The organism is Mesorhizobium sp. WSM4820 (assembly GCF_055811075.1).
Genome location: NZ_JBVVQN010000003.1, coordinates 385,299 through 400,243 on the forward strand (window position 1 = coordinate 385,299; position 14,945 = coordinate 400,243).

The window sequence follows — 14,945 nt, forward strand, 5'->3', positions numbered from 1 at the left end:
CGAATGAAGCGGCGGCGATCCTACATGGCCGCTGCTGTTTTTTTGATGCCGAGCGTGCGACGGCCGCCCTTGTCAAGGAGCCCCCTTGTCAAGGAGCCAGGCCAATCCGCGGGCTGTTCTGTGCGTCGATGACGATTTCCGGCCAGCCGATGTCTTTGCGCAGTTCGATCGGCAACGAAAGGATGGCACGCTCGCTGCGGTAGCGGGCGCGCGCCGCTGAGTAACGGGTCGCTATGCGGCCTACGGATGACAGAATAGACATGATGCTCTCTCCTCGATTGGCGCCGGCATCACCGTGTCGGCATCCCAAGGACGTGGCGCGCAGCGACGATCCGACAGACCGCTGGAATTTTTTTGCCGCAGGACCGGATTCACTCCACCGTCGATGATCTCAAGCAGCTTCCATCCGCTCGATTGCGTCGAGTTCGGCCTTCTTGGCTTCGCCCTCTACCGCGAGATCGTAACTGGACTGCATGTTCATCCAAAACTGTGGCGTTGTTCCGAAGAACTTGGCAAGGCGCAGCGCGGTGTCGGGAGTTACCGGTGTCGTCTCGCTGGCTAGGCGCTCGATGCGCGTGCGCGGAACATGCAGCTTTTTGGCCAGCGTGTAAGGCTTCAGACGAAGCGGAACCAGAAATTCCTCTCGAAGGATTTCTCCGGGGTGGATCGGGGTGTCAAAGTACAACATTACAAGCTCCTGGCAGTGAGCGGTTGACAACAGTTAATTGCCAAGGAAAGCGATGATCATGCGTCGTGCATCGTGGTATCGAGCCCTAGTTCAGTGATAGTCGGTGATTCGACATCCTCTGCTTGCCCGTCCACCCACCGAAAGCAGACGCGGAACTGATCGTTGATGCGAATTGAATGCTGACCGGTACGATTGCCTTTCAGCGGTTCAAGCCTGTTGCCGGGCGGCGTCTTCAGGTCCGCCAGTTCAGCGGCGTTGTCGATCATGAACAACTTACGCTGAGCCGAACGAACAAGATCAGAGGGGAAGCCCTTCGGAGCCTTGCCTTTCGAAACCGCCTCGCTGGTCCTGTCCTTGAACGAACGGATCATCTGCCGTCTCCAGGAAGCGTACCATCACATGATACGTCTCGGAAGTCAAGGAAGCGTCTCATAGTGTGATACGAAATTCTTGTGATCTGAAGGTCGCGCTGACGCGTCGGAACGTCGTCATAAGTGTCTATCTCCATCCGGGGCGTTACTGCTCCACCTATGAAGGGCATTCAGAAGGGCCGCTCAGCCGAGCAAGCGGCCCCTTCGTGGTCAGATCACACCTGCCAGAGATCATCGACAGACATCCTGCCGCCAAATCACTCAACCTGCCGTCCGGGCGACTTCCCGGAAGAAATCCTCCGGGCTGTCGATCTCGGCCAGCCGCTGCTTCTCGATCAGCCAGAAACGGTTGCCGATCGCCCTGATGAAGGAGCGGTCGTGCGATGCCAGCACGCAGCTCGCCTGATGGCCGAGCAATTCCGCCTCCAGCGCCTCCTGGCCGTCGATGTCGAGATGGTTGGTCGGCTCGTCGAGCAGGTAGAAATTGGGATTGGCGAGCCTCAGCGCCAGCATCATCAGCCGCGCCTTCTGTCCGCCCGACAGCACGCCGATCCTGCGCTCCTGCATGTCGATGCTGACGCCTGCACCGGCCAGCAGCGAGCGGGCGCGCTGCTCGCCGACATCGAATTTGCGCGAGAGCATCGCCAGCGGCGTGTCGTCGCCGCTGATGCCCGACAATGCCTGGTCGCTGTAGCCGAGCACCGTCGACGGCGTCACCTTCACGCCTTGTGTTGCCGTCTCTGGCTCGACGACGGCATTTCTGACCAGACTGATCAGCCGCGACTTGCCGACGCCGTTGCGGCCGAGCAACACGATGCGGTCGCCCTGGCAGATGTGGCGCTTGCCGGTCCTGAACAGCAGCGTGCCGTCAGGCGTTTCGACCGCCACGTCGTCAAGCGTGATCAGCACCTTGGCATGGGTGCCGCGATTGGCGAGCTTTATCGCGCCCGCCGATTTTTCGCGGTGCGCCGGTGCTGCGACCTCCTCGAGGCGCTGGGCGCGCTGGTTGAGCTGCTTGGTCTTGACCGTCAAAAGGTCGCTGCCCGAATTAATGCCGATGTTGTTGAGCTTGGCCGCCTGCCGGCGCAATTGCTGCGCCACCTTCATGTCGCGCTGGAACTTGCGCTCGGTCGAGGCGTCGACTTCGCTCAACGCATCGCGCGCCCGCGAATAGGGCAACGAAAATACCGGCGACTGCTCGGGGCGCAGGAACAGCGTCCGGTTGGTCGTTGCGTCGAGGAAAGCCCGATCGTGGCTGGCGATCACCACCGGCACCTCGCGCGGCAGTGCGTTCAGCCAGGTTTCGAGCTGGCTGATCTTGGCAAGGTCAAGGTGGTTGGTCGGCTCGTCGAGAAGCAGCACATCGGGATCGGTGACCCAGACGCGGGCGATAAGCGCCAGTCTTTGCCAGCCGCCGCTCAAGGCCCGCATCGGCCGCTCGCGCATCGGCTGGGGCACGTCGAGTGAATCGAGAACGACATCGACGCGCCATTGCTCGCTTTCGGCCTGCTCGGCCGGCAAGGCGTCGGCCACCACCTGCTGAAAGCCGTGCTCGGCCAATGCTGCGGGAATGGCTTGCTCGACATGGCCGACGCGCAGGCCGCGCGTGCGGGTGATGTCGCCGGATGTCGGCTCCATCTCGCCGGTCAGGCACTTCAGCAAGGTGGACTTGCCGCGGCCGTTGGCGGCGACGATGCCGAGCCGGTCGCCGGTGCCGATGCTGAGGTCAAGGTTGGAAAAGAGCGGCGCACTCATGGTGACGCCGAGGGACTTGAGGCTGATCAGGGCCACGTTGGTTTCTCTGGTCTGCCCGGAATAAAGGTCCGGTTCGATGCACTTTGACGGTGCGCAGGCTGGCCATCAGGCTCGGCGTTGCAGCACCACGAAGGGCAGGACCAAGAAAATCGAAGCGGGAGAACCCGGACCGTCTCTGGTCAGCCCTGCAAGCAAGCTCGCAGGGCAGGGACAGGGCCGCGCTGACGGTGGTGGTCGATATGCACGCAGCCCTCCTTTTAAGACGTTCGAGTTGTAGAACTGGCTACACCAAGGGAGGGGCCGATGGCAAGGGCGGGCGCATCCCTTCTCCCCTTGTGGGAGAAGGTGGATCGGCGCGCAGCGCCGAGACAGGTTGAGGGGTGCTGGACGGAGCACCGCTTTTGCCAAGCTGGAACACCCCTCATCCGACCGAGCTTCGCTCGGCCACCTTCTCCCACAAGGGGAGAAGGGAAGCTCGCTACCGTCCCGGCCTGCCCGTCTTACCCGGCCGGCGCTTTTCACGGCGGGCATCGGCTGGATCTTCGTAGGAGCCGATGCCGGCGCGCTGGCGGACAACTGGCTTGGCCGAACCGTCGCGTTCCTTCGCGCCCACTTGGGGGGAGATCGGCTGTGGCTTGGCTGGCACTTTGCCTTCGACCGGTTTTTCCGTGCGTCGCACCGTCATCTCGTCGAGCGAGTTCTTCTTGAACAGCGGCTTGGTTGAATCGCCAGGGATGCCGAAATCAGAACCGTGTGCCTCTTCGGCCGACTGCTTCTTGAACAGCGAGCGCGACACCGCCCCGGCCGGTGTCGGCATGTCGGTGCCCGGGCCCATGACGTCGAGCGAGGGTTTTGCGAAGAGCGGCTTCTTGACCGGCACGGCGCCGTCGGCGCCCATCTCGTCGAGTGCGGGCTTGCGGAACAGACCCTTGCCGTCATCATCCACCGTGCGGTGGATGGCGCGGCCCTTGTTGTGCTTGCCCTTTTCGCGGCCCGAAACCGGGCTTTCCATATCGGCATATTTGGCCAGCGGATCGTCGGAGATGGACAGTTCCATCTCGCGCAGCCGCTTGATCTCGTCGCGGATGCGGGCCGCCTTCTCGAAGTCGAGATTGGCGGCGGCGTCGCGCATCTGCTTGTCCATCGCGTCGAGATGGGCTTTCAGATTGTTGCCCATCATCGCGCCGGCGCTGTCGGTGAACTGCGAGATGTCGGCGCGGACGTGGTCCTTCTCGTAGACCGAGTCCAGGATGTCGGAGATGCGCGACTTGACCGATTCCGGGGTGATGCCGTTGGCCGCGTTCCACTCCATCTGCTTTTCGCGCCGGCGGTTGGTCTCGGCCATCGCCCGCTCCATCGAGCCGGTGACCTGGTCGGCGTAGAGGGTGACCTTGCCGTCGACGTTTCGGGCGGCACGGCCGATGGTCTGGATCAGCGAGGTTTCGGAGCGCAAAAAACCCTCCTTGTCGGCATCGAGGATGGCGACGAAGCCGCATTCGGGGATGTCGAGGCCTTCGCGCAAAAGGTTGATGCCGACCAGCACGTCGAAGGCGCCGAGGCGCAGGTCGCGCAGGATCTCGATGCGCTCCAGCGTGTCGATGTCGGAGTGCATGTAGCGGACGCGAATGCCCTGCTCGTGCAGATACTCGGTCAGGTCCTCGGCCATGCGCTTGGTCAGCACGGTGACCAGCGTGCGGTAGCCGGCCTTCGTCGTTTCGCGGATTTCGCCGACGACGTCGTCGACCTGGGTCTTGGCCGGGCGCACCTCGACCGGCGGATCGATCAGGCCGGTCGGGCGGATGACCTGCTCGGCAAAGACGCCGCCGGACTGCTCCATCTCCCAGGCGCCGGGCGTCGCCGAAACCGCGACCGAAAGCGGGCGCATCGCGTCCCATTCCTCGAAACGCAGCGGCCGGTTGTCCATGCAGGACGGCAGGCGGAAACCGTACTCGGCCAGCGTCGCCTTGCGGCGAAAGTCGCCGCGATACATGCCGCCGATCTGCGGTATGGTGACGTGGCTTTCGTCGATGAAGACCAGCGCATTGTCGGGGATGTACTCGAACAGGGTCGGCGGCGGATCGCCCGGCTGGCGGCCGGTGAGATAGCGCGAATAGTTCTCGATGCCAGCGCAGGAGCCGGTGGCTTCCAGCATCTCGAGGTCGAAGCGGCTGCGCTGCTCCAGCCGCTGCGCCTCGAGCAGGCGTCCGGCGCGCTCGAGTTCGACCAGCCGCTGCTTGAGCTCTTCCTTGATCGACTTGATAGCCTGATTCAAGGTCGGGCGCGGCGTCACATAGTGCGAATTGGCGTAGATCTTGACGCTCTTCAATTCACCGGTCTTCTGGCCGGTCAGCGGGTCGAACTCGGTGATCGCCTCGATCTCGTCGCCGAACAGCGAAATACGCCAGGCGCGGTCTTCCAAGTGGGCCGGAAAAATCTCGATCGTGTCGCCGCGAACGCGGAACGAGCCGCGGACGAAATTGATATCCTGCCGCTTGTATTGCTGGGCGACGAGATCGGCGAGCAGCGCGCGCTGGTCGAGCCGGTCACCGATCTGCATCTGGAAGGTCATCGCCGTGTAGGTCTCGACCGAGCCGATACCGTAGATGCAGGACACTGAGGCGACGATGATGACATCGTCGCGCTCCAGCAGCGAGCGCGTCGCCGAATGGCGCATGCGATCGATCTGCTCGTTGATCGACGATTCCTTTTCGATGAAGGTATCCGTCCGCGGCACATAGGCTTCCGGCTGGTAGTAGTCGTAATAGGAGACGAAATACTCGACGGCATTCTCCGGGAAGAATTTCTTGAATTCGGAATAAAGCTGCGCGGCCAGCGTCTTGTTGGGGGCGAGGATCAAGGCAGGGCGCTGCGTCTCCTCGATCACCTTGGCCATGGTGAAGGTTTTTCCCGAGCCGGTGACGCCGAGCAGCACCTGGGTGCGGTCGTTGTCGTTGACGCCTTCGACAAGATCCTTGATCGCCGTCGGCTGGTCGCCGGCCGGCTCGAAATCCGACACCATCTTGATGGCGATGCCGCCTTCGGATTTTTCGGGCCGGGCAGGGCGATGCGGCGTCCACAGCACGCCGTCCTTGTGCAGCGGGTTGCCGGACTCGATCAGCGCCGACAGCGCCGCCACGGTGGCGGTGACGCCGCCGGAGGCCATGGTCTCGGCTTCCTCCAGCGAAACATCGAGGCCGGCAACCGGATTGAGGCCGGCCGCGGTTCGCTCCCGCGCTGAAGCCGCGCCGCCCATGGAGGTGCCGCGCGCCGTGCGGCCAGGGGAAGAGGAGCGTTCAGGGATCTTTTTCGCCTTGGCGACTTCCCTCCCCCTTGAGGGGAGGGTGGCGGCGGAGCCGCCGGGTGGGGTCGGTGCGGCCGGGCTCGACGTGCCCTCATGTTGAGCGCTTCCTTTGCCGACCCCCTCTGTCGCCTTCTCCCCCTCGAGGGGGGAGACTTGGCGCCCTTCCTTTTCGGCCTCCTGCTCGATCTGCTCGGCCCAATCGGCGATCGAGCCGGTCAGCGGCGTGCCTGACAATTCAGCCTGCGGCGCCTCGGCAAAACCGCGCTTGTGCAGCGGCTCGGACGCATCGAGGAAATCGGTCAACGGGCTGCGCCGCTTGGGCGGCGAAGCACGATCGTCACGCGCCGGCGGCGGCGTCTTTTTGTCGGGAAGTTTGGCCATGCCCCAAATATGGGAGGTATCGGCCAAAATGGAAAGAGCGGAGTGGCCAGGGGCGCGAGAGGAAACCAGGCTGCTGACACAAGGGTGTCAGGAGCGATGTCGAACGCGCCCTCAGTTGAACCACAGCGCAAAGGTCAAAAACCCGGCGCCGCCGAACTGGCGCCGGATCTGGTCGAACTCTTCGCTGGTGAGGATCTTTCCGCTGTCGAGATAGGGCGCGATGGCCGGGCCGGTGATCGACAGCACCAGGTCGAAGGGCTTTGGCTCGTCGAAGAAGCGCTTCATGTTGATGCCCTTGTCGGCGAAGCGGAAATGCGGCAGCAAGGTGCGGCCTTCGAGCAGGTCCTCGGCCATATCAAGCGCGGCGTGCCAGGCCTGGACCTGCTCCTCGCCGACCTCCAGGCCGGTGAGCGGGCTGGCGCCTTTCTGTTGCGGGCCGGGCAGCCATTCACGGTCGTTGTCGGTCTCGGCGCGGATCGCCTTCCAGTCTTCGCGGGACAGCCGGATCATTTCCATGAGGTGGCGGCGCGCCGCGTGGCGGCGCTCCGGCTCGACCACCGGCCAATTGACCAGATGAACCAGCGAGATGAAGTCGGCGATGCGCCACTCGGCCGACAACATGCCGCCGCTCATGCCGCCGTCCGGCGGCACGAGCGTGTCCTGCAGCGGCAGTTTTGCGCGCGGAAACAGCATGTGGAACGAGCCGTCGAAGGCGTTGCTGAAGTCATGCGCCAGCCAGAAATCCGCCTGCGCCATCAGGAATTCGGCATAGCCCTGCAGCCAGTAGCCATCGGCGCGGTCGAAGCGGAAGGTGAGGGCGGGTGCGGCCGGGTCTGGCGCACCGCCGCCGTGTGACAGGGACGCCATGATCGCGGCGGCACTTTCGTCCGGCGCGATCTGGCCGTCCTCGTTGAGGTCGATGCCGAGACGGGTGAGGTCGACCTCGATGCCGATGTCGGCATCGGCAGGCACGGATCCAAGCGTGGCCGCGGACTTTTCCAGCCGATCGCGGAAGGCGACCAGGATGGCGCGGAAGTCGTCGTAGGTTAGTGGCTCGGGATTGGGATTGTCCGGCACCGGCAGCCGCATCAGCGGCAGCATGAAGGATTGCGGGCTTTCGAAACCGTGGCGGTGCAGGCCGCCGGCCAGGATCTCCAGCGCGGTGAAGAACTGGCCGGCGCCGGTGGCGTAGGCCGACGCAGGATCAGTGGGCGCAGCGGCTTCCAGCGCAGCAAGCGTGCTGTCGCGGTCGGCCACGGTTTTAGCCTCGAACAGGGCGGCCGGTTCGGAGGCCGCGGCACCGGCGGAAGCAACCGGCAGCAGCAGAAGAAGGGCGGATGCCAGCAGGCTCGAAAATCGCTTCATCTTGGTCCTCCGGTATGCCGTTCGGCGGCAACCATATACGCATCTTGTGTGTTGCGCCTACTGCGGGCTTCTGGTCGCACGATTGCGAACGGAGGCGCTTCGCTATATCGGGCGCATCGTCTACCTTGGCCGTTCATCCCGGTGCAGGGCTGCGCGTGTCGAACTATCCGCTTTCCTACAAATTGTCCTGGCTGCCACGCTTCTTGAAGCCTTCGCTCAGCGGCGATCGCCAAGGCTTTGCGCCAGCGGCAGGAATCATGATCGAGCCGCCACCGGCGCGGACGGTGCGGTTCGCCTTTGTCGGCGATATCTCGGCGGTGGCCAATCGCAGCGCGCCGCAATGCGACCCGGCGATCGCCACGCTGCTCGGCTCCGCCGATCTGGTGATCGGCAATTGCGAAAGCCCGGTGGTGGAGCGACCGAGCGCGGCGATGGGTACGAAGCTTGGCACCCGTCATGCCATGACCGAGCGGTTCTTTGCCGAGGCGTTGGCGTCAGTAGGCATCTCGCGCGATAAACTGGTGCTGTCGCTCGCCAACAACCATGCGCTCGACCAGGGCGTCGAGGGTTTTGACGAGACCGTGGCAGCGCTGGAACGGCTTGGCATCCGCAGCATCGGTACCGCGGCCGCCGGTCCGGTCGAACGCATCGCAGTCGGGCCGCTGACAATAGGCTTCGCCGCCTTCACGCTGTGGCGCAACGCCGGCGCGGCGGCGTTCGCCGGCCGTGTGTCGATGCAAGGCGACCCCGCACGATGGCCGCGCCGCGACGCCGTCGACCTCACCTGCGCCGTGCCACATTGGGATTGGGAATTCCGGCATTTTCCGCAGGCTGAAACGCGGGCGCTGGCCCGGCGTTTGGCCGCGCAGGGCGTCGGGCTGATCGCTGGCCATCATGCCCATGTTGTGCAGCCGGTGGAGCGGATCGGCAAGGCGCTCGTCGCCTATGGGCTCGGCGATTTCCTCGGCACCGCCTTGGCGCGCCAGCCATGGCCCGGCCGCATCGGTAGCATCCTGACCGTCGATATCAGCGCCGACGCCGGCACGCGTGGCGCCATTGCCGCCTACCGGCTGCATCCCTTCATGCGGCTGCGCGCCGGCGACCATGAGCATCTGGTTCCGGTCGAGGCGCTGGAGGACCGAATGCGCAGCAAAGTCGAAGGCCGGTTGACTGCGATTTTTCCGTAGCGCCGTAAGTGAGGGCTAGTCGCACGTTGCTTATCGCACAAGTATGGCGCTGCCCCTCATTGTCCTGCCGGACATTTCTCCCCGGTCACGGGGAGAGGTGCCGGCAGGCGGATGAGGGGCAGCACAAACATCTGCTTGAGAAGCGCTGCCTCTCAGCGCTGTAGTCGAGATGTCTATAAAATCGGCTATCATGAGTTTGTTAGGGGGCGCGGGATGGCGATGGAAGCAGCGGATTTCATGCCTGATGAAGCTGACATCGCCGGCATCAAGCGCAATCTGGCGGCCTACGAGGCCGAAAGGGCTTCGGCCTACCGGCAAGTCCGCTGGCGGGTGCCGCTGTTCATCGGACTGGTGCTGGTGTTCGTGGCGCTTGTCGCCTGGCTTTTCAACAGGATCGCCGATCCCTACGAGCAATGGCTCTCGACGCCGCATGTGTTGCTCTATGTCGTCGGGTTGGTGGCGGCGATCCTGCTCTATTTCCAGGCGATCAAGCCGACGAGCAGGTTGCAGCACCGCAAGACACTGCTGCCGATCATCTTCGGCTTCATCAGGGACATGCGCTACGAGCATGAGGTGACACCGAACTCGTTCGACCGGCTGCCGCGCGAGACGATCGGCACGTTCACCACCAAACGCTTCGACGACATCGTCTCCGGCCGTTACGAGGGATTTCCGTTCGAGCTTTACGAAGCCGATCTCCGGCAAGGCACGGGCGGCACGATAGCATTCAAGGGGATCGTCGTTGCCTTCGGGACCATGGTGCCGTTCCCCGGCATATCGGTGGCCGCCCGCCGGAGTGAGATGGCCGTCGGGTTCTTCCGCGGCATGTTCGCCAGCAGGATGCAGGAATTGTCATGCGGGGTGCCCGAACTCGATGCCGCCTACGACTTCCGCAGCGACAACATCGAGGCTGCGCAGCCGCTGGTGAGCGGCCGGCTGGCGCAGGCACTGACATGGCTCAAGGAGACATGGCCTGATGATCCGGCGCGGGTCGCGCTCAATGGCAGCGACGGATTTTTACTCCTGCCGCAGACGAGGAATTTTTTCGAGCTGCCCGATATCTCGGTGCCGCTCGACTACGCCAAGCATGTCGCGCCTATGATATCAGACATGGGGGCGATGCTGGCGACGGCGGCGCTGGTGCGCAAGATCGGCGCAACGGACGCGGCGGCGGGTTAGCCCGAACTTGAGGTCTGCTGCCAGCTTCTGAATCAACACCAGGAAGCTTCGCTCCGGTCGAACCGCGTGAGACAGGCAGTCAAATCGCGAGAGAAGCCCAAAAAACAGTCGGCGCCGGGATTTCTCCCAGCGCCTCCCTGTCAGATCAGGACACGGTCGCGGCAGCAACTTCCGTAAAGACGTCGCGCCATGCCGGCCTTGATGTTGACGGTCCTGCCAGCCACCGCCCGAGGGCAGCGTCCGTTCGGGACCTCGCCAGTCTCCACCCTTGCAAGCTTCGTCCAGCGCGCCATCGAAGGTTTTTGCCGTCCTTCATGGCAGCATCGGTCCGCCGTAGGCGTTCGCACGCTTTCCGCGGCCCCGTAGTCTCGGTCCTCAAAACAGGCAAGCCTGCGTTCGGGGCCGTACGGGCCTCAGGAAATCCGCCGTTTCGCTTTGCCTTTCGACTTGGCAATCGGTAGCCGCCTGAGATGGGATTAATGTACGGGAGATAAGCGTTCGGCGAAACGGTTGCGAGCCTGTGGATAGCGGGATTATCGGGGACCAGGGCCCGCATCGGCGCGTTTATTTTGCCGAGATGCGGGGCGGGACACGCCCATCCTGCGGCGAGCTGCAGGATTCTGCCCTTGCCCGACACTGCGGCGCGGGCTTCAATGCCGGCGAAGGATTTTAGGACAGCAGTGTCGTTGCTATCCTATGGGGAGGCATTCTTGAAGGTCGGGGTGGTTCTCAATCCGATTGCCGGCGGCGGCTGGCTCAAGCGGCATTGGCCGGAGGTCAGCGCTTCGCTCAGGAAACATTTCGGCGATTTCGAGCTGCGCGAGACGCAGGCGACCGGCGACGCCGAACGGCTGGCGCTGGTCCTTGCCGCCAGCGGCTTCGATCTGGTGATCGCGGCGGGCGGCGACGGCACCGCCAGCGAAGTCGCCGATGGGCTGCTGCAGGCGTTTGCGGAAAGCGGCCGGACGGCCGAGCTCGGCCTGCTGCCTTGCGGCGCCGGCATCGATTTCGCCCGCGGGCTCGGCCTGTCTGGTGAGGTCGACCTGACGCTGAAGCGCATCGCCGAGGCCAAGGCCCGCCGGGTCGATGCCGGCCGCATCTCCTATGTCGACGACCATGGCGCCCTGGCCAGCCGCCATTTCATCAACATCGCCAGCCTCGGCCTGTCGGGCGCCACCGACCGCGCGGTCAACGCCGACAAGCGCAAGGGCAATGTGTCGGCCAAGGCGCTGTTCTACTGGCGCACCGTGTGGGAATTCATGCGCTATCGGTTCCAGGACGTTGTGATCACCGTCGACGACGGCGTCCCGGTCGAGGCGCGCGTCGCGCTGGTGGCGGTGGCCAACGGAAAATTCTTCGGCGCCGGCATGATGATCGCGCCGGATGCCGAACTGGACGACGGCCAGTTCGACATCGTCATCCTGCGCGCGGCTGGCAAGCTGAAGCTGATCTGGGACATCCGTCTGCTCTATGGCGGCCGGCATCGCAACCATCCGGCAATCACCATTTTGCGCGGCAGGAAAGTCGTTGTCGAACCACTCGGCGATGTGCAAAAAAACGGCGCTCTGGTCGACATAGACGGCGAGTCGCCGGGGCGCATACCGGCGACCTTCGAGATCCTGCCCGGCGCGCTGACGCTGAGGTATTGAATCAAGCTGTTGAGACCTTGGTTCCGGTCGCTTCGATCGTGATTTAGGCGACCAGGACAACATGCTGGAATCGCGCGACAATTACCTGACGGCAGAGCTTGAGCCTGGCAGGGAAACCCGGCCGCAACTCTTGCGCGCGCTCACGGCGTCAACGGCGTTTGCATCATCTGCAAATGCAGCTCCGTGCCGGTCCAGGGATGCGCTTCGCAGACGGCTTCGTCGAGCTCGACGCCAAGGCCCGGCTCCTTCGACGGAATGACGTTGCCGTCCTGCCACTCGATCTTCTTCTTCAGCAGTTTTTCGTGAAAACCGTCCCACTGCTTCAGCGATTCCAGGATGAGGAAGTTGGGCAAGGTCACGGCAAGCTGGATGTTGGCCGCGCCGACGATCGGCCCGCAATAGCAGTGCGGGGCGACCTGGATGTGATAGGCCTCGGCCATGGCGGCGATCTTCTTGGTTTCGAGAATGCCGCCGGAGCGGCCGAGGTCGGGCTGCAGAATGGTCGCGGCGCGGTTCTCGATGACGCGGGCAAACTCGAACTTGGTCGTCAGCCGTTCGCCGGTGGCGATCGGGATCGACGTGCCGCGCGCCACCTGCGCCATCACTTCGGGCATGTCGGGCGGCACCGGTTCCTCGAACCACAGCGGATCGTAGGGTTCGATGGCGCGGGCCATGCGCAGCGCGCCCGATGCGGTGAACTGGCCATGCGTGCCGAACAGGATGTCGGCCCTTGTGCCGACCGCCTCGCGGATCGCCTTGATCATGCGGGCGGAGAGATCGATGTCGGCGAGACGCGGCTGGTGACCGTCAAAGGCGGTGTAGGGGCCGGCCGGATCGAGCTTGACGGCATTAAAACCCTGCTCGACATATTCAAGCGCGCATTCGGCCGCCAGGCCGGGGTCGTTGTAGACGTTCTTGCCGCGCGCATCTTCCGAATGGACGCTGCCGCTGTGCGGATAGAGATAGGTATAGGAACGCAGCGTTTCGTTCACCTGGCCGCCGAGCAGCTTGTAGACCGGCTTGCCGGCCTCCTTGCCGATAATATCCCAGCAGGCGATTTCGAGCGCCGAAAAACAGCCCATGCCGGACACGTCCGGGCGCTGGGTGAAGCCCGACGAATAGGCGCGGCGGAAGAAGTTCTCGATGTCGTGCGGATCGCGGCCGATCAGATAGCGCTCGGCCATGTCCTCGATCATTCTTGCGGTGACATGGGCCGAGAAGGTGGCGTTGTAGGCCTCGCCATAGCCGACGACGCCGCCGTCGGTGGTGAGCTTGACGAAGATGAAATACTTGCCGCCGATGCCGGGCGGCGGATTGCCGACAACCCAGGTCTTTACGTCGGTGATTTTCATTTTTGATCCTCCAGAACCAGTTCGGCGCCCTTCCATCCGGTTATGATCGCGGCGGCATTGGTGTTGCCGGTGATGTTATCGGGAAAGATCGAGGCGTCGATGACCCGCAAGCCGGCGAGGCCGTGAACCCGCAGGCGCGGGTCGACGACGGCGGCGGTAGCGTCCGGTCCCATGCGGCAGGTCGAGACCGGGTGGTAAACGGTGCCCGAGCGCTTTCTGAAATCCTGGATGATATCCGCGTCGGAGGTGATTGACGGGCCCGGCAACACCTCTTCCTCGATGATCTCGGCCATTGCCGGCATGGCGGCGATCTTCCGGATGAACTTCACCGCCGCCAGCATCTCGGCGACATCAGCCTCGGTCGAAAAGGCGTTGGCGACGATCTTCGGATAGTCGCGCGGATTGCTGGAGCGGATCATGATCTCGCCGCGGCTCGAGGGACGGCAATTGGACAGGCCGATCGAAAAGCCCGGCCACGGATCTGGGGTCAGGATCGGGCGCTCGCCGCTCTTCGGAATGACGGTCGAGAATGCCTGGAAATAGAGCTGCATGTTGGGCCGTGCCGCGGCCGGGTCGGTGCGGAAGAAGCCGCCGGCATTGTTCATCGACAGCGACAGCGGGCCGGAGCGCATCAGCATGTATTGCATGCCGACCATGAGCTTGCCCCACCACGGGCGCAGGATCTGGTTGAGCGTCGGCAGCCTGCCCTTGAAAGTGTAGTTGATGCCGACATGGTCCTGCAGGTTCGCGCCGACATTCTCGTTGGCGTGGACGACGGCAATGCCGAGGGCGCCAAGGATCGCCGAGGGACCGATCCCGGAAAGCTGCAGCAACTGCGGCGAATTGATCGAGCCGCCCGACAGGATGACCTCGCGGCCGGCGCGGGCGGTTTTCGTCTCACCATTTTGGAGATACTCGATGCCAACGGCGCGCTTGCCCTCGAACAGGATCCTGGTCGCCAGCGCATTGATCTCGACGCGGAGGTTTTTGCGCTTCATCGCCGGGCGCAGGAAGGCGCGGGCGGCCGACATGCGGCGGCCGTTCTTGGTGGTGATCTGATAGATGCCGGCGCCCTCCTGGGCGGCGCCGTTGAAATCCGGGTTGAACGGCAGGCCGGCCTGATTGGCGGCCGCCAGATAGCGCTTGGTCAGCGGATGGACCGAGGTCGAGCAGTCGGTGATATGCAGCGGACCGCCAACCCCGCGCCATTGATCGGCGCCGGCCTGATTGTCCTCCAGCGCCTTGAAGACGGGCAGCAGGTCGTCAAAGCCCCAGCCGGGATTGCCGGCCGCTGCCCAAGCGTCGAAATCCTCGCGCGCGCCCCTAATCCAGACCATGGCGTTGATCGAGCTCGAGCCGCCGAGCAGCCTGCCGCGCGGCCAGTGGTCGACATTGCCGGCGAGGCCGGGGTCCGGCTCGGTCTTGTAGTTCCAGTTGACCGCAGGGTCGAAGAAGGTCTTGCCGTAGCCGAGCGGCATCTGGACGTAGAAACGCCGGTCGCTGCCGCCGGCCTCGAGCACCAGAACCGAGAAGCGGCCGGAAGCCGACAGTCTTTCGGCCACAACCGAGCCGGCCGAGCCGGAGCCAACAATGATGAAATCATAGGTCTGCATGATGGCTGCGGCCGGCTCCGAATTCTCGCTCAACCTAGACGCCGCAAGCCGCCGCGATCACCGGAGCTTCCGGCATCGCCTGTGAAAAAAGCGACCGGCACTTC

The 14,945-nt window shown here is 63.9% G+C and carries 10 protein-coding genes and 1 pseudogene; 3 read left to right on the forward strand and 8 right to left on the reverse strand.

Going from position 1 to position 14,945, the window contains the following annotated elements; genetic code table 11:
* Positions 1-88 precede the first annotated feature (88 nt).
* The 6 genes and pseudogenes from AC0L2R_RS07825 to AC0L2R_RS07850 all read right to left on the reverse strand — a co-directional run bounded on the left by AC0L2R_RS07825 (position 89) and on the right by AC0L2R_RS07850 (position 7,861).
* A complete protein-coding gene (locus AC0L2R_RS07825) occupies positions 89-262 on the reverse strand; it encodes a hypothetical protein (RefSeq protein ID WP_164547136.1) in 174 nt (57 codons plus the stop codon).
* A 129-nt stretch (positions 263-391) separates the two neighbouring features.
* Positions 392-688 (reverse strand): HigA family addiction module antitoxin, encoded by a 297-nt coding sequence (locus tag AC0L2R_RS07830; RefSeq protein WP_473508336.1) that lies wholly within the window; start codon positions 686-688, stop codon positions 392-394.
* A 90-nt stretch (positions 689-778) separates the two neighbouring features.
* Positions 779-1,059 (reverse strand): annotated as a pseudogene (locus tag AC0L2R_RS07835) (type II toxin-antitoxin system RelE/ParE family toxin).
* Between the two features lie 261 nt (positions 1,060-1,320).
* On the reverse strand, positions 1,321-2,850 hold the full coding sequence (locus AC0L2R_RS07840; protein WP_473508337.1) for an ABC-F family ATP-binding cassette domain-containing protein: 1,530 nt from the start codon (positions 2,848-2,850) through the stop codon (positions 1,321-1,323).
* 442 nt (positions 2,851-3,292) lie between these two features.
* Complete coding sequence (uvrB, locus tag AC0L2R_RS07845) at positions 3,293-6,496, reverse strand: excinuclease ABC subunit UvrB (protein ID WP_473508338.1); 3,204 nt, start codon at positions 6,494-6,496, stop codon at positions 3,293-3,295.
* 111 nt (positions 6,497-6,607) lie between these two features.
* Complete coding sequence (locus tag AC0L2R_RS07850; RefSeq protein WP_473508339.1) at positions 6,608-7,861, reverse strand: hypothetical protein; 1,254 nt, start codon at positions 7,859-7,861, stop codon at positions 6,608-6,610.
* Positions 7,862-8,016: 155 nt separating this feature from the next.
* Here AC0L2R_RS07850 and AC0L2R_RS07855 point away from each other — a divergent pair, with 155 nt between their 5' ends.
* The 3 genes from AC0L2R_RS07855 to AC0L2R_RS07865 all read left to right on the forward strand — a co-directional run bounded on the left by AC0L2R_RS07855 (position 8,017) and on the right by AC0L2R_RS07865 (position 11,876).
* Positions 8,017-9,048 (forward strand): CapA family protein, encoded by a 1,032-nt coding sequence (locus AC0L2R_RS07855; RefSeq protein WP_473508374.1) that lies wholly within the window; start codon positions 8,017-8,019, stop codon positions 9,046-9,048.
* Positions 9,049-9,267: 219 nt separating this feature from the next.
* The gene (locus tag AC0L2R_RS07860) at positions 9,268-10,227 is read left to right on the forward strand and encodes a hypothetical protein (protein WP_473508375.1); all 960 of its coding nucleotides are present in this window, start codon (positions 9,268-9,270) and stop codon (positions 10,225-10,227) included.
* 710 nt (positions 10,228-10,937) lie between these two features.
* Positions 10,938-11,876 (forward strand): diacylglycerol/lipid kinase family protein, encoded by a 939-nt coding sequence (locus tag AC0L2R_RS07865; RefSeq protein WP_473508340.1) that lies wholly within the window; start codon positions 10,938-10,940, stop codon positions 11,874-11,876.
* Between the two features lie 140 nt (positions 11,877-12,016).
* On the opposite strand, the gene AC0L2R_RS07870 is transcribed toward AC0L2R_RS07865, so the two are convergent.
* Positions 12,017-13,228, reverse strand: coding sequence for a mandelate racemase/muconate lactonizing enzyme family protein (locus AC0L2R_RS07870; protein ID WP_473508341.1), 1,212 nt, complete (start codon positions 13,226-13,228; stop codon positions 12,017-12,019).
* The gene (locus AC0L2R_RS07875) at positions 13,225-14,841 is read right to left on the reverse strand and encodes a GMC family oxidoreductase (protein WP_473508376.1); all 1,617 of its coding nucleotides are present in this window, start codon (positions 14,839-14,841) and stop codon (positions 13,225-13,227) included. The genes AC0L2R_RS07870 and AC0L2R_RS07875 overlap by 4 nt, the downstream gene beginning before the upstream one ends.
* Positions 14,842-14,945 lie beyond the last annotated feature (104 nt).

What these genes read in the sequence shown, in the direction of transcription:
- AC0L2R_RS07850 (WP_473508339.1), bottom strand. Translation starts at nt 7,861, where the DNA reads ATGAAGCGATTTTCGAGCCTGCTGGCATCCGCCCTTCTTCTGCTGCTG.
- AC0L2R_RS07860 (WP_473508375.1), top strand. Translation starts at nt 9,268, where the DNA reads ATGGAAGCAGCGGATTTCATGCCTGATGAAGCTGACATCGCCGGCATC.
- AC0L2R_RS07870 (WP_473508341.1), bottom strand. Translation starts at nt 13,228, where the DNA reads ATGAAAATCACCGACGTAAAGACCTGGGTTGTCGGCAATCCGCCGCCC.
- AC0L2R_RS07830 (WP_473508336.1), bottom strand. Translation starts at nt 688, where the DNA reads ATGTTGTACTTTGACACCCCGATCCACCCCGGAGAAATCCTTCGAGAG.
- AC0L2R_RS07875 (WP_473508376.1), bottom strand. Translation starts at nt 14,841, where the DNA reads ATGCAGACCTATGATTTCATCATTGTTGGCTCCGGCTCGGCCGGCTCG.
- uvrB (WP_473508338.1), bottom strand. Translation starts at nt 6,496, where the DNA reads ATGGCCAAACTTCCCGACAAAAAGACGCCGCCGCCGGCGCGTGACGAT.
- AC0L2R_RS07825 (WP_164547136.1), bottom strand. Translation starts at nt 262, where the DNA reads ATGTCTATTCTGTCATCCGTAGGCCGCATAGCGACCCGTTACTCAGCG.